The sequence below is a fragment of the Pseudophaeobacter sp. genome, assembly GCF_039971195.1.
Lineage (GTDB): Bacteria > Pseudomonadota > Alphaproteobacteria > Rhodobacterales > Rhodobacteraceae > Pseudophaeobacter.
Map to the genome: position 1 here is coordinate 1 of NZ_JBDWPJ010000195.1, position 14997 is coordinate 14997.

The following is a 14997-nucleotide window of genomic DNA, read 5'->3' on the forward strand; positions in this document are numbered from 1 at the left end:
AGCCTGCAAGAGACGTCGGCCCTGCATCAAAAAATCCTCGCCCGGCTTGGCCCCAGCCCGACCGCCGCCGATCAGATCATGCGTGATCTGCAACTGTCACCACAGGATTTTGCCCCTGTCGTCACCGAGCTTGAACTTGAGGGTCAGATCGACCGCTCCCCCGGAGGTTTCCTGATGCGCCCCCTGCCCGCTGGCAAAAAGAGCTGACGCCCAACCGTGATTTAAGCCGGGGAATAACAAGGAGAGCGGTACAGGCTGCCCGGTGACCTGCCCGGCATCAAGACCTTTGTCAAAACTCCATAAAATCGAATTTAGACACTGCTCTGTCGCAATACAGCTGCTGCGCACCGAGGCCAGCAATCTGTGGCCAAAATCCCTCCGACCCAAAGCAACGGGTCCTGCGTCCAAAGCTCTCGGATTGACATTCTCCCCTTGCGCCGCTGATCTTGCCCGGCCATAGAACGCCCGGTGGTGCATTTAAGAGGCCAAAGAATTACATGCCAGTTGTTGTTGTCGAATCTCCGGCCAAAGCCAAAACAATCAATAAATACCTTGGCTCGGACTATACCGTCCTGGCCTCCTACGGCCATGTGCGTGACCTGCCTGCAAAAAATGGCTCGGTTGATACGGACAATGAGTTCGATATGACCTGGGAAATTGGCAATGACAGCCGCAAGCACGTCAAGGCCATCGCCGATGCACTGAAAGAAGACAACGAACTGATTCTCGCGACTGACCCTGATCGCGAAGGAGAGGCGATCAGCTGGCACCTGCAAGAGGCGCTGACCAAACGCCGGTCGATAAAAAAGGACACGCCGGTTAGCCGGGTGACCTTTAATGCCATCACCAAGGAAGCCGTGGCCGAAGCCATGCGCAATCCGCGTCAGGTCGACATGCCGCTGGTCGAGGCCTATCTGGCCCGCCGGGCGCTGGACTATCTGGTGGGCTTTAACCTCTCGCCCGTGCTGTGGCGCAAACTGCCAGGTGCACGCTCTGCCGGACGGGTGCAATCGGTCTGCCTGCGCCTGATCGTTGAGCGTGAGATGGAGATCGAGGCCTTTAATCCGCAGGAATACTGGTCGGTCAAAGCCAATATGGCGACCCCACGCGGCCAGGAGTTCGAAGCCCGGCTGACGGTTCTGGGTGGCGACAAGCTGGACAAATACAGCCTGGCCAATTCCACCGCAGCTGAACTGGCGGTGCAGGCGGTCTCCAGCCGTGATATGGTGGCTAAATCGGTTGAGGCAAAACCCGCCTCCCGCAACCCATCCGCCCCCTTCATGACTTCGACCCTGCAACAGGAAGCCAGCCGCAAATTTGGCATGGGCGCCAAGCAGTGTATGAACGCCGCCCAGCGGCTGTATGAGGCCGGTCTGATCACCTATATGCGGACCGACGGCATCGATATGGCCCCCGAGGCGGTGCAGGAAGCCCGCGCCGAGATCGCCAACCGCTATGGCGACGATTATGTGCCCAGCTCCCCGCGCATTTACAAGAACAAGGCCAAGAACGCCCAAGAAGCACACGAATGTATTCGCCCGACCGAAATGGGCCGCGATGCCAAGAGCCTGAAGGTCTCTGAGGATGATCAACGCAAGCTGTATGATCTGATCTGGAAGCGGACCTTGGCCTGCCAGATGGCGGGGGCCCGGCTCGAGCGCACCACGGTTGATCTGGGCTCTGATGATGGCCAGGTTGTGCTGCGCGCTACCGGTCAGGTGATGCTGTTTGACGGCTTCCTGCGGGTTTACGAGGAAGGCCGCGATGACGTGGTCGACGAAGACGACAAACGCCTGCCGCAGATCATGCAGGGTGAGGCGCTGAAATTTGCCTCCTCGCTGGGGGCACAGGCCGAAAAAGCCGGCACGGATGCCGCGATCCTCTCGGATGACAAGGCGGTTCTGGGTCTGCAGCACCACACGCAGCCGCCGCCCCGTTTCACCGAGGCAACTCTGGTCAAACGCATGGAAGAGCTGGGCATTGGCCGTCCCTCGACCTATGCCTCCGTGATCACCACGATCCAGGACCGCGAATATGTCCGTAAGGACAAGAACCGCCTGTTCCCCGAGGACAAGGGCCGCATCGTTACCATCTTCCTGCTGAACTTCTTCCGCACCTATGTGGGCTATGAGTTCACTGCCAATCTGGAAGGCGAGCTGGATGACGTCAGCGCCGGTGGCCGCGACTACAAGGACATCCTGAGCAAATTCTGGCGCGATTTCTCGGCGGCCATTTCCGAGACTTCGGATCTGCGGATCTCGGAAGTGTTGGATGTGCTGGACGAAACCCTGGCGCCGCAGCTCTACCCGCCCCGTGAAGATGGCACCGATCCCCGCATCTGCCCCAAATGTGGCGCCGGTCAGCTGCACCTGAAAACATCCCGCACCGGCGGCTTTGTTGGCTGCGGTAACTATCCCGAATGTAACTATACCCGGCCGATTTCGGGCGAGGGGGCAGAAGGATATGAGAAGGTTCTGGGCGAAGACGAGGGGGATGAAATCCACCTGAAGTCCGGTCGCTTTGGCCCCTATGTGCAGCGCGGCGAAGCCACCCCGGAAAACAAGAAGCCACCTCGGTCTTCGCTGCCCAAACAGGGTAAGGAATTCCTGCCCGGTTGGGGACCCAATGAGGTCACCCTGGAACAGGCTGTCACCCTGCTGACCCTGCCACGTGAAATTGGCACCCATCCCGAGGGGGGCGTTATCGCGTCGAACCTGGGGCGGTTTGGTCCCTATATCATGCACCAATTGCCGAATGAGGAAAAACCCGTCTATGCCAATCTGAAAGAGACCCTGGACGTCTTTGAGATCGGCATGAACCGGGCGATGGAGATGATTACCGAAAAGCGCAACAATCCCGGACGTGGCCGCCGCGCGGCTGCCAAGGCGTTGCGCGAGCTGGGTGATCATCCGGATGGTGGCGCGGTCAATATCATGGATGGCCGCTACGGACCCTATGTGAAGTGGGAGAAGGTTAACGCCACGATCCCCAAAGAGACCGATGTCAAAGATGTCACCATGGAGCAGGCGCTGCAGCTGATCGCCGAGAAAGCAGGCAAGTCAGGGGCCAAGAAGAAGGCGCCTGCAAAAAAGACAGCTGCAAAAAAAGCGCCGGCCAAAAAAGCACCGGCCAAAAAAGCAGCGACAAAGAAGCCAGCCGCCAAAGAGTGAGCCCTGCGACTGCCTCTATTGAATGATGATGGCAAAACCACTGTTTGAAAGCGGGTTGGGGGCACTGCCCCCGGCCCTGCGGGCCTCCCCCGGAATATTTTTGGAAAGATGATATCCCCTGCGCCCCAGGTCAGACTGGGGTCAAACTGGGCTCCGTAGTAATACCCGCCAGCCTCAGTATTATTGACTCCGACGCGGCTCGGGGCCAGAAGCAGTCTCAACTGGCTGTTGATGGGAGAACTTCATGAAAAAGATCTATTCCAACGCCGCCGAAGCACTCGATGGGTTGCTTCATGACGGCATGTTCATTGCGGCGGGTGGCTTTGGCCTCTGCGGTATTCCCGAGCTTCTGCTCGATGCAATCAAGGAGGCTGGCACCAAGGATCTGACCTTTGCCTCCAACAATGCGGGCGTGGATGACTTTGGCATCGGCATTCTGTTGCAGACCAAACAGGTCAAGAAGATGATCTCTTCCTATGTGGGAGAGAACGCAGAATTCATGCGTCAGTATCTCAGCAAGGAGCTGGAGCTGGAATTCAACCCCCAGGGCACCCTGGCAGAGCGCATGCGCGCCGGTGGCGCGGGCATTCCCGGCTTCTTCACCAAGACAGGTGTTGGCACTGTGATTGCCGAAGGCAAGATGGAAAAGCAATTTCCAACCGGCGCTGATGGCGCCATGGAAGACTACATCATGGAAGAAGGCATCTTTGCCGATCTCGCCATCGTGAAAGCCTGGAAAGCCGATGAGACCGGCAATCTGGTGTTCCGCAAGACCGCGCGCAACTTCAACGCGCCTGCTGCTACTTGTGGCAAGGTCTGCGTTGTTGAGGTCGAAGAGATCGTGCCCACCGGCAGCCTGGACCCCGATAGCATTCACCTGCCCGGCATCTATGTGCATCGCATCATCAAAGGCGATCACGAGAAACGCATCGAACAGCGCACAGTGCGCCAGAAGGAGGCTTGATTCATGGCATGGGACCGCAATCAAATGGCCGCCCGCGCGGCACAGGAGCTGCAGGACGGCTGGTATGTGAACCTTGGCATTGGTATTCCGACGCTGGTATCCAACTACATTCCCGAAGGCGTCGAAGTGACGCTGCAATCGGAAAACGGCATGCTGGGCATGGGCCCCTTCCCGATTGAGGGTGACGAAGACGCCGATCTGATCAATGCCGGCAAACAGACCATCACCGAGCTGCCGCAGACCGCCTATTTTGATTCCGCGCAGAGCTTTGCGATGATCCGGGGCGGCAAGATCGCCATGGCGATCCTGGGCGCGATGGAAGTGGCCGAGAACGGCGATCTGGCAAACTGGATGATTCCCGGCAAGCTGGTCAAAGGCATGGGCGGCGCCATGGATCTGGTGGCGGGTGTTGGCCGCGTTGTGGTGGTCATGGATCACACCAACAAGCACGGAGACAGCAAGGTGCTGAAGCAATGCACCCTGCCGCTGACCGGTCAGAAAGTTGTTGATCGCATCATCACCAATCTCGGCGTGCTGGATGTGGTCGAAGGTGGGTTGAAAATTGTTGAATGCGCCGATGGTGTTTCTGAGGAGGAACTGCGAGCCTCCACCCAGGCGACAATTGTCAGCTAAGCCCTGATACCAGTAGAAACTCAAAAAATGGCTCGTCTCGATTTGAGGCGGGCCATTTTTCTGTGTCAAGGCACCTTCTTTTATGCAAGGATGGCTTCCGCATATTGCGATCTCGAGACGGACTGCTCAACCCTAGGAAGGGTTTCACCCTGATACGGCCTGTAAACCTGCTGGAAACTCCGTTTTTGATGCGTCTTTTTTGATAGCATAAAGTCGCTGTCCACATATTGCAGGCACAAATAACTTGCCAAGCGGCGCAGGTAGTTTATCCGATGATCCACAGTTAAAAAAATACGGCAGGCGCATGACAAACTCCAATGACCTTCCCAAACCGCAGCCTTCTGAGCGGTCTTCGCGCGATTGGGTGAAGATTTTGGCGAAATATCGCGAACCCAACGAGCTGCGTAGCAGCTTTGAACTGGGGGTCAGCGCCATTCCGTTCTTTCTGCTTTGGGCCTTGGCCTGGTGGTCCCTGTCCTACAGCTATTGGCTGGCTTTTGGCATCTCGGTGGTCAACGCGGCCTTCCTGCTGCGTCTTTTCACCATCCAGCATGACTGCGGCCATGGCGCGTTTTTCAAAAACCGTCGGCTGAGCGACTGGGTGGGCCGGATCCTCGGGGTTTTAACTCTCACGCCCTATGATGTCTGGCGGCGCACCCATTCCGAGCACCACAGTGCTGCTGGCAACCTCGACAAACGCGGCATGGGCGATGTGCACACGCTGACCGTGGCGGAATACCAGGCGCTGTCACCGCTTGGGAAGTTCCACTACCGCGTCTATCGCAGCCCGGTGACGTTGTTTGGCCTGGGGCCGAGCTATCTGTTCCTGCTGCAAAACCGTATTCCGCTCGGGCTGATGAACAGCCTGCGCTACTGGACCAGCGCCATGGGCACCAATCTGGCGATCCTGACCGCCCTGGCCGTGATCTGGTATTTTGGCGGCCTGCTTCCACTGCTGCTGATCTTCCTGCCCTCGACCATTCTGGCGGCCACCGCCGGGGTCTGGCTGTTCTATGTGCAGCATCAGTTTGAAACCACCCATTGGGAACATGCCGATGATTGGCAGCTGCATGATGCGGCGCTGAACGGCAGCTCCTACTATGTGCTGCCTGCTGTATTGCAGTGGTTCAGCGCCAATATCGGCATCCACCAGGTGCACCACCTTTATAGCCGCATCCCGTTCTACCGCCTGACCGAGGTGATCAAGGATCACTCTGAACTGGCGACGAAGAACCGGCTGACCATCCGTGAAAGCTTTGCCTGTGCCCGTCTGCACCTTTGGGATGAAGACAGCAAACGCCTGCTCTCCTTCTCGCAGGCGCGGGCGCTTTACGGCTGACAGGGTACAAGATCGACAGACACCAAAACGGGACCTCAACGGCCCCGTTTTTTTGGGAGGGGCGAATTTTCATTGGATCCCCCTTTTGACCCGTCGCTGCACAGATTGGCGGTCCATTGCCTGGACGAGCAGATCTGCTTATTTGATCTGGCGGAACACGCAGCCATCGCTGATCAGCTCTGGTGGCGTCAGACAGAGGGCACGGGCCACCTGGTAAGCGGCCAGCACCTTGGGCACATAGTCCCGCGTCTCAGCAAAGGGGGGCACGCCCTGATGGGCCCGCACCGCGCCTTCCCCGGCGTTGTAGCCTGCCAGGGCCAGAACCGCATCGCCAGCAAACTCTTCCAGTAACCAGTCGAGATACTGAATCCCGCCGCTAATATTCTGCTCGGCCACCAAAACATCGCTGACGCCAAAACGCGCGGCGGTATCCGGCATCAGCTGCATCAACCCCGTGGCGCCAGCGCCGCTCACCGCGTCACCTTTGCCCTCGGACTCCACGGCGATCACCGCCAGTACGAGCGCAGGTGAAACTTGCGTGCCCGCCGACGACAGCAGGATTGGCACGGCCTGCTCCGCAATGATCTGCTGCATCATCTGCAGGCTTGGTGCCGAGACCGGGGTTTGGGTCGTTCTGAGCGCCGTCAGTGCCAGCTCCAGCCTGTTGTGGGCGCTCTCTGTCTGCATTCCAACGGGAACCTTTTGCCAAAACCAGGCGTAGCGACCAATCTCTCCCGTGATCGCACCAGCGCCAGTGCCTGTCCCCTCCCCTGCCGATGGGGCCTGCGGTTGCGACAGTACTTCAGGCTGCGGCTCCTCAATCTGGATGGTGATCTTGGGCGGGGCTCCTGGTTTGGGGGCCACGACTCGCCGGGCTTCGAATTTGGGAAAGGCAGGCGGAGCAGGCTTGGCGCTGCCCTGGCCAAGCTGTTGCGCCGCAGAATCGCCGACCCCAAGGGCCAAAACAAACGCTGCAAAAAAGAATTTCAGTCCCAGAAGGCGTGCCCGGATCATTTTGATGCTCGATGTCTTGTTCTTTTGTCCAACAGACTCGCCGATCTGGCCCCAAAAGGCCAGTTTTAGCGCTCGAAATCAGGCAGTTTCGCCATATTTGCACCTGTTCGCCGCAGCTTGGCCCCTGGTATTGACAAAAAGTAAACTAAATTTTCGTTCCCAAACAAAGAGTTATGCATAGGATTTCCAGAAAGTTAAAATTGGGCAGCTATTTTCAGATTCCAGCCCAATTCCTGCCACGCTCTACCGGCTATATATACACATCCAAGCGACACAGGGTCGGTGAGAGAGAGAGACAGACCCTGAACAGACGTCGCCGGGAACACAAACAAACTTTAGAGATCCTTTGGAGGGACTACACTATGATCAAATTCATCAAAAACTTCCGTAAAGACGACTCCGGCGCCGTGACTGTTGACTGGGTTGTTCTGACCGCTGCCGTTGCTGCTCTGGCCGGCGCCGCCTATTCCGCCATTCAGAGTGGTGCAACTGGTCTGACCGAAGCGACCGAAACATACATGGGTACAAAAGGCCCATCCGACAGCTAAATCCTAGCTTAGGACGACATGATGTGTTGGGCCGCGCCTTTGCGTAAAGGCGCGGCCCTTTTCCTAAGCCAGAAACGAGCGAGGGCCAAAATGAAAAAGATTTGGACATTTATCGCAAGTGACCATGGCGCTGTGACTGTCGACTGGGTTGTTTTGACGGCTGCAATGGCAGGCTTCGCAGCTCTTATTTCCACGGAAATGGGATCCGGCCTCATGGGCCTTGCGGAGAGCTTGGCATCCTACATGTCGAACTGGGACTTCTCCTAAATCACGAAGTTCTCGACGCCAGAAGGCCGTACTTTGTCACTGATTTGACTAATCAACGCGCTGGTTCCGTTTCACGATGGAGCCAGCCCCTACGCTGAAAGGCCATACAATGCGCGCAGTATTTGGACTTGTCCTGATTGTCGGGGTCGCCCTCGCTGGCGGCGCTGTTATGATGGCAAAGAATTACATCGCCGCCTATCAAAACGAGCTTGCCCGGGAACGCGCCAATCGCGGCGAAGTGATCCCGACCACAGATGTCTATGTGGCAAACAAGCCTTTGAAATACGGCGAACGCCTGACAGAAGACTCGGTGCGGAAGGTGCGCTGGCCCAGTGAATCCATCCCCGAAGGTGCCTTTACCTCGCTCGAAGCCCTGTTCCCACCAGCCAATCCCGGCGATCTGCGGGTGGTGCTGCGGACGATGGAAAAAGACGAGGCTCTTTTGGCAGCAAAACTTACCAATCCAGGTCAGGACGCGGGCATCACCTCGCAGTTGCAGCGCGGCATGCGGGCTTTTGCCATCAGCGTAGATGTCTCTTCCGGCGTCTCAGGCTTTTTGCGCCCCGGCGACCATGTTGATGTCTACTGGACCGGCTCAGTGCGAAATGCCTCGGAACGCGGCGACCAGGAAATCACCCGGTTGATCGAACCTAGCATCGAACTGATCGCGGTAGACCAGAGCGCCAGTTCGGAGACCAACGGCGCCACTATCGCCCGCACCGTCACTGTTGCTGTCCACCCCGAACAGGTCGCAGCCCTGGCACAGGCCCAGACCACCGGTCGGCTCTCCCTGTCGCTTGTTGGCGCCGGCGATGACACCGTGGCCTCGGTTGTCGAAGTCAATCAGCGCAGTCTGCTCGGGTTGGGTGAGCGTCAGGCCCCGGAGCAGGTCGAACAGAAACGTGTTTGCACCATCCGCACCCGTCGTGGCGCCGAAGTGGTGGAAATCCCGATCCCCTGCACCAACTAAGCGACCTATAGCCAGAAACCTCCAGGTCGAGCCGCTCAGAAATGGGCGGTTCGGCCTTTTCTGTTGCCTCTCCCCCACAGGCAGAGACCTGCAAACCCCTATGAAAAGCCTTTGATTCTTGCAATATTCTGGGAATTGCCGCAGAGTATCTCAAAACACCGGGCAAAAAGACCCGAAATTGAGGCGTGATCGGAAAGGCAGGTCACATGAAAATTCGTGGATTTATGGCGGCAGCTCTCACAGGGCTATCGCTGCTCTGTATGAGTGCGCCGGAGGCGGCTCAGGCCAATGGGGTGCGGGTTGTCAAACGCGGCACCTCTGTGACGCTGGACGTCCCGATGAACCGGGCCGTGGTTGTCGAAAGCGACGATCCCTTTGCCGAGCTGAGCATCGCCAACCCCAATATCGCCGATATCTCATCGCTGTCGGATCGCACCATCTATGTACTGGGCAAATCCCCCGGACTGACGACGCTGACGCTGCTGGATGCCTCAGGTAAGCTGATCACCAATGTTAACGTGCGGGTTGCAGCGGATGTTTCGGAATTCAAACAGCGCCTGCGCCAAATTCTGCCCGGGGAGCAAATCGAAGTGCGCACCGCCAATGATGGCATTGTGCTCTCTGGCAATGTCTCAAGTGCCGCCCGGCTGCAGCGCGCTATGGACCTGGCGGAGCGCTATGCCCCAGAACGCGTTAGCAATCTGATGAGCGTCGGCGGGGTGCAACAGGTGATGCTGAAAGTGCGCTTTGCCGAAATGCAGCGTTCGGTCTCCAAGGCACTGCATTCCTCTGTCGCGTTTGGAAGTCAGAATGGCAATGCCATTGGTGAAACAGGACAATGGCTGTTCAACAACAATGGCCTTGGCAATGCAATCGAAGTCAAAGACGGTATCGCGGGCGCGGTTGCCTTTCAGTTTGGGGTCGGTTCACTTCAGGTCGGACTGCTGCTGGAAGCCCTTGAGAAGAAGGGCGTCGTTCGCACCCTTGCCGAACCCAACCTCTCTGCCCTGTCGGGTCAGGAAGCCAAGTTTCTCGCCGGCGGTGAATATCCGATCCCGATCCCCCAAGACGGCGGCAACGTCGCTATTGAGTTTAAGCCCTTCGGGATCGAGCTGAACTTCATCCCACGGGTGGTTGACGGCGATCTGATCAATCTCGAGCTCAACGCTGCCGTTTCGGCTATCGACCCCTCCAGTTCAATCACCGCCAATGGGCTCGAAGTCAGCGCCTTCTCGCGTCGTGAAACCTCCACCACGGTCGAGCTGCGCGACGGCGAAAGCTTTGCGGTTGCCGGCCTGGTGCAGGATGACTTCCTCGACAATACCTCGCAGGTGCCCTGGATCGGTGATGTGCCCATCCTTGGCTCGCTGTTCCGCAGCGCCGATTATCAACGCGACCAGACCGAACTGGTGATTATTGTCAGCGCCCATTTGGTTACCCCAACCCGTGGCGAGGCGCTGAGTCTGCCAACAGATCGCATCAAGCCGCCCAGCGAGTCGGAACTCTTCTTGTTTGGCCGCACCTATCATACGCAGCGTGGCGCTGCCGGCGAAGTCGCGAAGCAAGACTTCAACGGCTCCTACGGCTATGTGATGGACTGAACAAAGGATGACCGGGAAAATGATCAAAAGCGTAGCGACCCTGGGTCTGTTTCTGGCTGCTGCCGCCTGTACCCACCATCCTGTTGGGGAAACCGGCGACCTTGGCCTATCGATCAACAACAACGCCGCCGTCATGCGCGGCGAGGGTGAATATGCCATTCAGTTGGCCACTCGTTTTGCCGCAGAAGTTCCGACAACCATCAACTTTGCCTTTGATGATGCGCGGCTGGATGGCGAGGCCCGCGCAGTGCTGGATCGACAGGCCACCTGGATCAAGCAATTCCCCGAAGTGCGCTTCCGGGTCTATGGCCATACCGACTCTGTTGGCAGCAGCGGCTACAACAAACAACTGGGCCTGCGCCGCGCCCGTGCCGCCGTCAATCACCTGGTCAGCCGGGGCATCGAACGCAAGCGGCTCGAAGCCATGGTCTCGCAGGGCGAGAGCCAGCCTCTGATCCTGACCCAGGAGCCTGAGCGCCGCAATCGCCGCACCGTGACAGAGGTCAGTGGCTTTTTCAAACGACACCCTTCGGTTCTGGACGGCAAATACGCCCAGATCGTCTACCGCGAGTATATCAAAAGTGCACTCCCTGCCACGACCCTGACCATCGAACAGTCCTTGCCTTCCGTTAGTGACTAAGAAGTTCGATTTTTAAGAACTCTTAACATTTCCCAAGATTTGGGGCTTTTTGGCCCCAATCTTGCCCAGATCTTCACCGACATTGAACCTCAGAGGTCACCTGCGTCCAGTCCAAGGCCAGGAAGCTCTAGAACCAAGAGGATGATGTCGATGAGCAGTGAAATGCCACAAACCGAAACCGCTGCAATTGTTGCCTGTACCATCAGCCGCGACGTGCAGAATTTCGACCTCTTGATCGAAGATATGGAAGCCGCGCTTGGCGAGGGTTGGGGCGATCTGGGATTCAATGAAACCCTGGCCTTTTTTGCCCAGCCCGAGGCCGAAACCCTGGAGTTCGTGGCCCTGGCAATGGACAGCCAGGACGAAGCCCATCTGGCCCAGATGGGCGAGATCATCAGCCAGGCCAAGGCCCGCGACATCAAGGTCATTCTGATTGCCGAAGAGGTTAGCCCCGCCGCGCTGCACACCTTGCTGCGCCAGGGCGCCGATGAGTTTATTCCATACCCGCTGCCCGAACGCGAGTTGCAGGCGGCGATTGACCGTCTCAGCACCCCAGAGCCAGAGCCCGCAGCCGCCAGCAACCTGCATGCATTGCAAGCGGGTTCCCGCCGCGAGGGAGCAGTTATTGTCTGTCACGGGCTGGCTGGCGGCACTGGCTCAACTACACTGGCAGTCAATCTCGCCTGGGAACTGGCCGAGATGAGCAACCAGAAAGAACCAACAGTTTGCCTGCTGGACTTTGACATGCAGCAGGGCTCGGTCTCGACCTATCTGGATCTGCCGCGCCGCGAAGTGGTGATGGAAATGCTCAGCGAGACCGAGAGCATGGACGCCGATATCTTTGGTCAGGCCTTGCTGCCCTTCCAGGACAAACTGCAGGTGCTCACCGCGCCCAGCGAGATGATCCCGCTGGATTTCATCTCGGTTGAAGACATCGAACGAGTGGTGGAAATGGCCCGCAGTCATTTCGATTTTGTCATCATCGACATGCCGCATACGCTGGTGCAGTGGTCCGAGACCATCCTGCAGATGGCCCATGTCTATTTTGCCCTGATTGAACTGGACATGCGTTCGGCACAGAACGCCCTGCGAATGAAGCGGGCGCTGCAATCCGAAGGCCTGCCTTTTGATAAGCTGCGCTTTGCCCTGAACCGAGCGCCAAAATTCACCGATCTCAGCGGCAAGAGCCGGGTCAAGCGCATGGCGGAAAGCCTGGGCATTTCTATTGACCTGCAATTGCCTGACGGTGGCAAGCCGATCACACAAAGCTGCGATCACGGGCTGCCATTGGCCACATCAAACGCAAAGAACCCCCTGCGCAAAGAGATCGCCAAACTGGCCCGCTCCTTGCACGATCTGGGGACCACCGAGGCCGAGGCCGCCGCCTAGGTTTTACCTATCTCTTTTAGTGAGCGACCGGGGGGTCTCGCATGTTTTCCAAGTACAAGAAACAAACCGCCAAGCCAAAAGCTGAGGCGCCGGTCGTCGAGGCCGCCGTTGCGGCGGCCCCCAGCCCCAAGCCCAGTACCAGCCTGCGGCGCCCCATGGCGCGGCTTGCTGCCGAGGCCTCTTCCCAGGACAAAGAGCGCAAACGCCAGGAACGGCTAAGCGAAATCAAGGTACAGCTGCACCGGGATCTGTTGGAAAACCTAAATCTCTCGGCACTGGAGAGCGCCCCTGAGGCGGAACTGCGCGGCGAGATTTCAGCCATCGCCGCAGAGATCCTCGAGGAAAAGGGCATTGTCCTCAACCGCGAAGATCGCATGACCCTCAACAAGGAGCTCTATGACGAGGTCACCGGCCTGGGTCCGCTAGAGACGCTTTTGCAGGATGAAACCGTCAGCGATATTCTGGTCAATGGCCCGCATCAGATCTTTATTGAACGCAGCGGTAAACTGCAGCTGAGCAATATCGCCTTCAAAGATGAAAAGCACCTGATGCGGATCATCGACAAGATCGTCTCGGCTGTTGGCCGCCGGGTCGACGAAAGCAACCCCTATGTGGATGCTCGTCTTGCGGATGGATCGCGTTTCAACGCCATGGTGCCACCGGTTGCGGTGGATGGTTCTCTCGTGTCGATCCGGAAATTCAAAAAGGACAAACTGGGCATCGATGACCTGGTTGAATTTGGTGCCTTCACCGAAGAAATGGCCGCCTATCTGCAGGCCGCAGTTTCCACCCGGCTCAATGTGATTGTGTCAGGCGGTACTGGCTCTGGCAAAACCACCACGCTGAATGCGCTCTCTTCCTTTATTGATGATGCCGAACGGATCCTGACCATTGAGGATACAGCGGAACTTCAACTGCAACAGACTCATGTGGGCCGGATGGAAAGCCGCCCGCCCAATGTTGAAGGCAAGGGCGAAGTCTCGCCGCGCGACTGTCTGAAAAACGCCCTGCGTATGCGTCCGGATCGGATCATCGTAGGCGAAACCCGCGGCGAAGAAGTTATCGACATGTTGCAGGCGATGAACACCGGTCACGATGGCTCGATGACGACGATCCACGCCAACTCGGCCCGTGATGGTATCTCGCGACTGGAGAACATGATTGCCATGGCCGGCATGGAAATGCCGATCAAAGCCGTGCGCAGTCAGATCTCATCGGCGGTGAACGTGATCGTGCAGGCCTCACGTCTGCAGGATGGCTCGCGCCGGATGACCTCGATCACCGAGATCACCGGCATGGAAGGCGATGTGATTTCGATGCAGGAACTGTTCCGCTTCCAGCGCGTTGGCCTTACGCCCGACAACAAAATTATCGGCCATTTCACCGCCAGCGGCGTGCGCAGCCACTATTCTGAGCGCTTCCGCCTTTGGGGCTATGACCTGCCGCCTTCGATCTATGAACCCAGCAACGTGGAGGTCTGAAGATGCAACTGAGTGCTGAACCGGTCATCTATCTTCTGATCTTTGTGGGCGTGGTGGTGCTGGTCGAAGGCATCTACCTGGTGGCCTTTGGCAAATCCATCCGGCTGAACAATCAGGTCAATCGCCGCCTCGAAATGATGGAGAAGGGCAGCACCCGCGAACAAGTGCTGGAACAGCTGCGCAAGGAACTGGGCCAACACGGCAAATCCAAGACCATCCCGCTCTATTCCATTCTGGCTGAAAAGGCGCAAAAGGCCGCCATCGCCTTTACCCCCAAACAGCTGATGATGATCATGGCTGGCCTGGCGACCTTTGCTTTTATTGGCCTGAGCATCGGCACCAGCACGCCTCTGGGCGCGCGTGTTCTGGCAGCCATCGTCATTGGTGTGGGCGGGGTGTTCTTCTGGGTCAACAAAAAGGCCAACACCCGTATGGCTCTGATCGAAGAGCAGCTGCCCGACGCGGTAGAACTGATGGTGCGCAGCCTGCGCGTTGGCCATCCGTTCAATTCAACCGTGCAGATTGTTGCTCATGAAATCGAAGACCCGCTGGCCACCGAATTTGGCATCATCGCCGATGAAAGCGCCTATGGCCGGGATGTTGGCGAAGCGCTGAAGGAAATGGCCGAACGGTTGGACATTCAGGATCTGCGCTTCCTCTCTGTGGCAGTGACCATCCAGCAGCAGTCCGGTGGTAACCTGGCCGAGGTTCTGGCCGGTCTGGCCAAGGTGATCCGAGCGCGGTTCCGCCTGTTCCGCCGCGTCAAAGCCATCACCGCCGAGGCTCAGTGGTCGGGCAAATTCCTGTCCGCCTTTCCTCTGTTGGCCCTTATCGGCACCCTGCTAAAAGATCCGAACTACTATGATGGTGTCATGGACCACCCCTGGTTCATCCCCGCCTGCTTCTTTGTTGGCATCATGTTGACGGTGAACCTTTTTGTGATGCGCTACCTGACCAATATCAAGGTTTGAGGGATAGAAA

Annotated in this window: 13 protein-coding genes; 12 read left to right on the forward strand and 1 reads right to left on the reverse strand. The window is 57.8% G+C overall.

Features of this window, described 5'->3' with window-relative positions; genetic code table 11:
* From ABJP42_RS16530 to ABJP42_RS16550, 5 genes are all read left to right on the forward strand, one after another.
* Positions 1-207 (forward strand): DprA-like winged helix domain-containing protein (locus tag ABJP42_RS16530; RefSeq protein WP_490363234.1); only part of this gene is annotated, 207 nt, incomplete at its 5' end.
* 290 nt (positions 208-497) lie between these two features.
* Entirely contained in the window at positions 498-3170 is a 2673-nt protein-coding gene (gene topA, locus ABJP42_RS16535; RefSeq protein WP_348342294.1) for a type I DNA topoisomerase, read from the forward strand.
* A 244-nt stretch (positions 3171-3414) separates the two neighbouring features.
* Positions 3415-4134: a CoA transferase subunit A gene (locus tag ABJP42_RS16540; RefSeq protein ID WP_348342296.1), complete on the forward strand. Its 720-nt coding sequence runs from the start codon at positions 3415-3417 to the stop codon at positions 4132-4134.
* Between the two features lie 3 nt (positions 4135-4137).
* A complete protein-coding gene (locus tag ABJP42_RS16545; protein ID WP_348342298.1) occupies positions 4138-4767 on the forward strand; it encodes a 3-oxoacid CoA-transferase subunit B in 630 nt (209 codons plus the stop codon).
* Positions 4768-5071: 304 nt separating this feature from the next.
* Positions 5072-6106, forward strand: a complete 1035-nt coding sequence (locus ABJP42_RS16550; RefSeq protein WP_348342300.1) for a fatty acid desaturase — start codon at positions 5072-5074, stop codon at positions 6104-6106.
* 138 nt (positions 6107-6244) lie between these two features.
* On the opposite strand, the gene ABJP42_RS16555 is transcribed toward ABJP42_RS16550, so the two are convergent.
* Positions 6245-7120: a lytic transglycosylase domain-containing protein gene (locus tag ABJP42_RS16555; protein WP_348342302.1), complete on the reverse strand. Its 876-nt coding sequence runs from the start codon at positions 7118-7120 to the stop codon at positions 6245-6247.
* Positions 7121-7482: 362 nt separating this feature from the next.
* Here ABJP42_RS16555 and ABJP42_RS16560 point away from each other — a divergent pair, with 362 nt between their 5' ends.
* The 7 genes from ABJP42_RS16560 (at position 7483) to ABJP42_RS16590 (ending at position 14987) form a co-directional block, all read left to right on the forward strand.
* Positions 7483-7668 (forward strand): hypothetical protein, encoded by a 186-nt coding sequence (locus ABJP42_RS16560; RefSeq protein WP_348342304.1) that lies wholly within the window; start codon positions 7483-7485, stop codon positions 7666-7668.
* A gap of 376 nt (positions 7669-8044) precedes the next feature.
* The gene (gene cpaB, locus ABJP42_RS16565; RefSeq protein ID WP_348342305.1) at positions 8045-8905 is read left to right on the forward strand and encodes a Flp pilus assembly protein CpaB; all 861 of its coding nucleotides are present in this window, start codon (positions 8045-8047) and stop codon (positions 8903-8905) included.
* Between the two features lie 206 nt (positions 8906-9111).
* The gene (locus tag ABJP42_RS16570; protein ID WP_348342307.1) at positions 9112-10506 is read left to right on the forward strand and encodes a type II and III secretion system protein family protein; all 1395 of its coding nucleotides are present in this window, start codon (positions 9112-9114) and stop codon (positions 10504-10506) included.
* 19 nt (positions 10507-10525) lie between these two features.
* A complete protein-coding gene (locus tag ABJP42_RS16575; RefSeq protein WP_348342309.1) occupies positions 10526-11146 on the forward strand; it encodes an OmpA family protein in 621 nt (206 codons plus the stop codon).
* A gap of 150 nt (positions 11147-11296) precedes the next feature.
* Complete coding sequence (locus ABJP42_RS16580; RefSeq protein ID WP_348342311.1) at positions 11297-12535, forward strand: CpaE/TadZ family protein; 1239 nt, start codon at positions 11297-11299, stop codon at positions 12533-12535.
* A gap of 41 nt (positions 12536-12576) precedes the next feature.
* Positions 12577-14016, forward strand: coding sequence for a TadA family conjugal transfer-associated ATPase (locus ABJP42_RS16585; RefSeq protein WP_348342313.1), 1440 nt, complete (start codon positions 12577-12579; stop codon positions 14014-14016).
* Positions 14017-14018: 2 nt separating this feature from the next.
* Positions 14019-14987, forward strand: a complete 969-nt coding sequence (locus ABJP42_RS16590; RefSeq protein WP_348342315.1) for a type II secretion system F family protein — start codon at positions 14019-14021, stop codon at positions 14985-14987.
* The last annotated feature ends 10 nt before the right edge of the window (positions 14988-14997 follow it).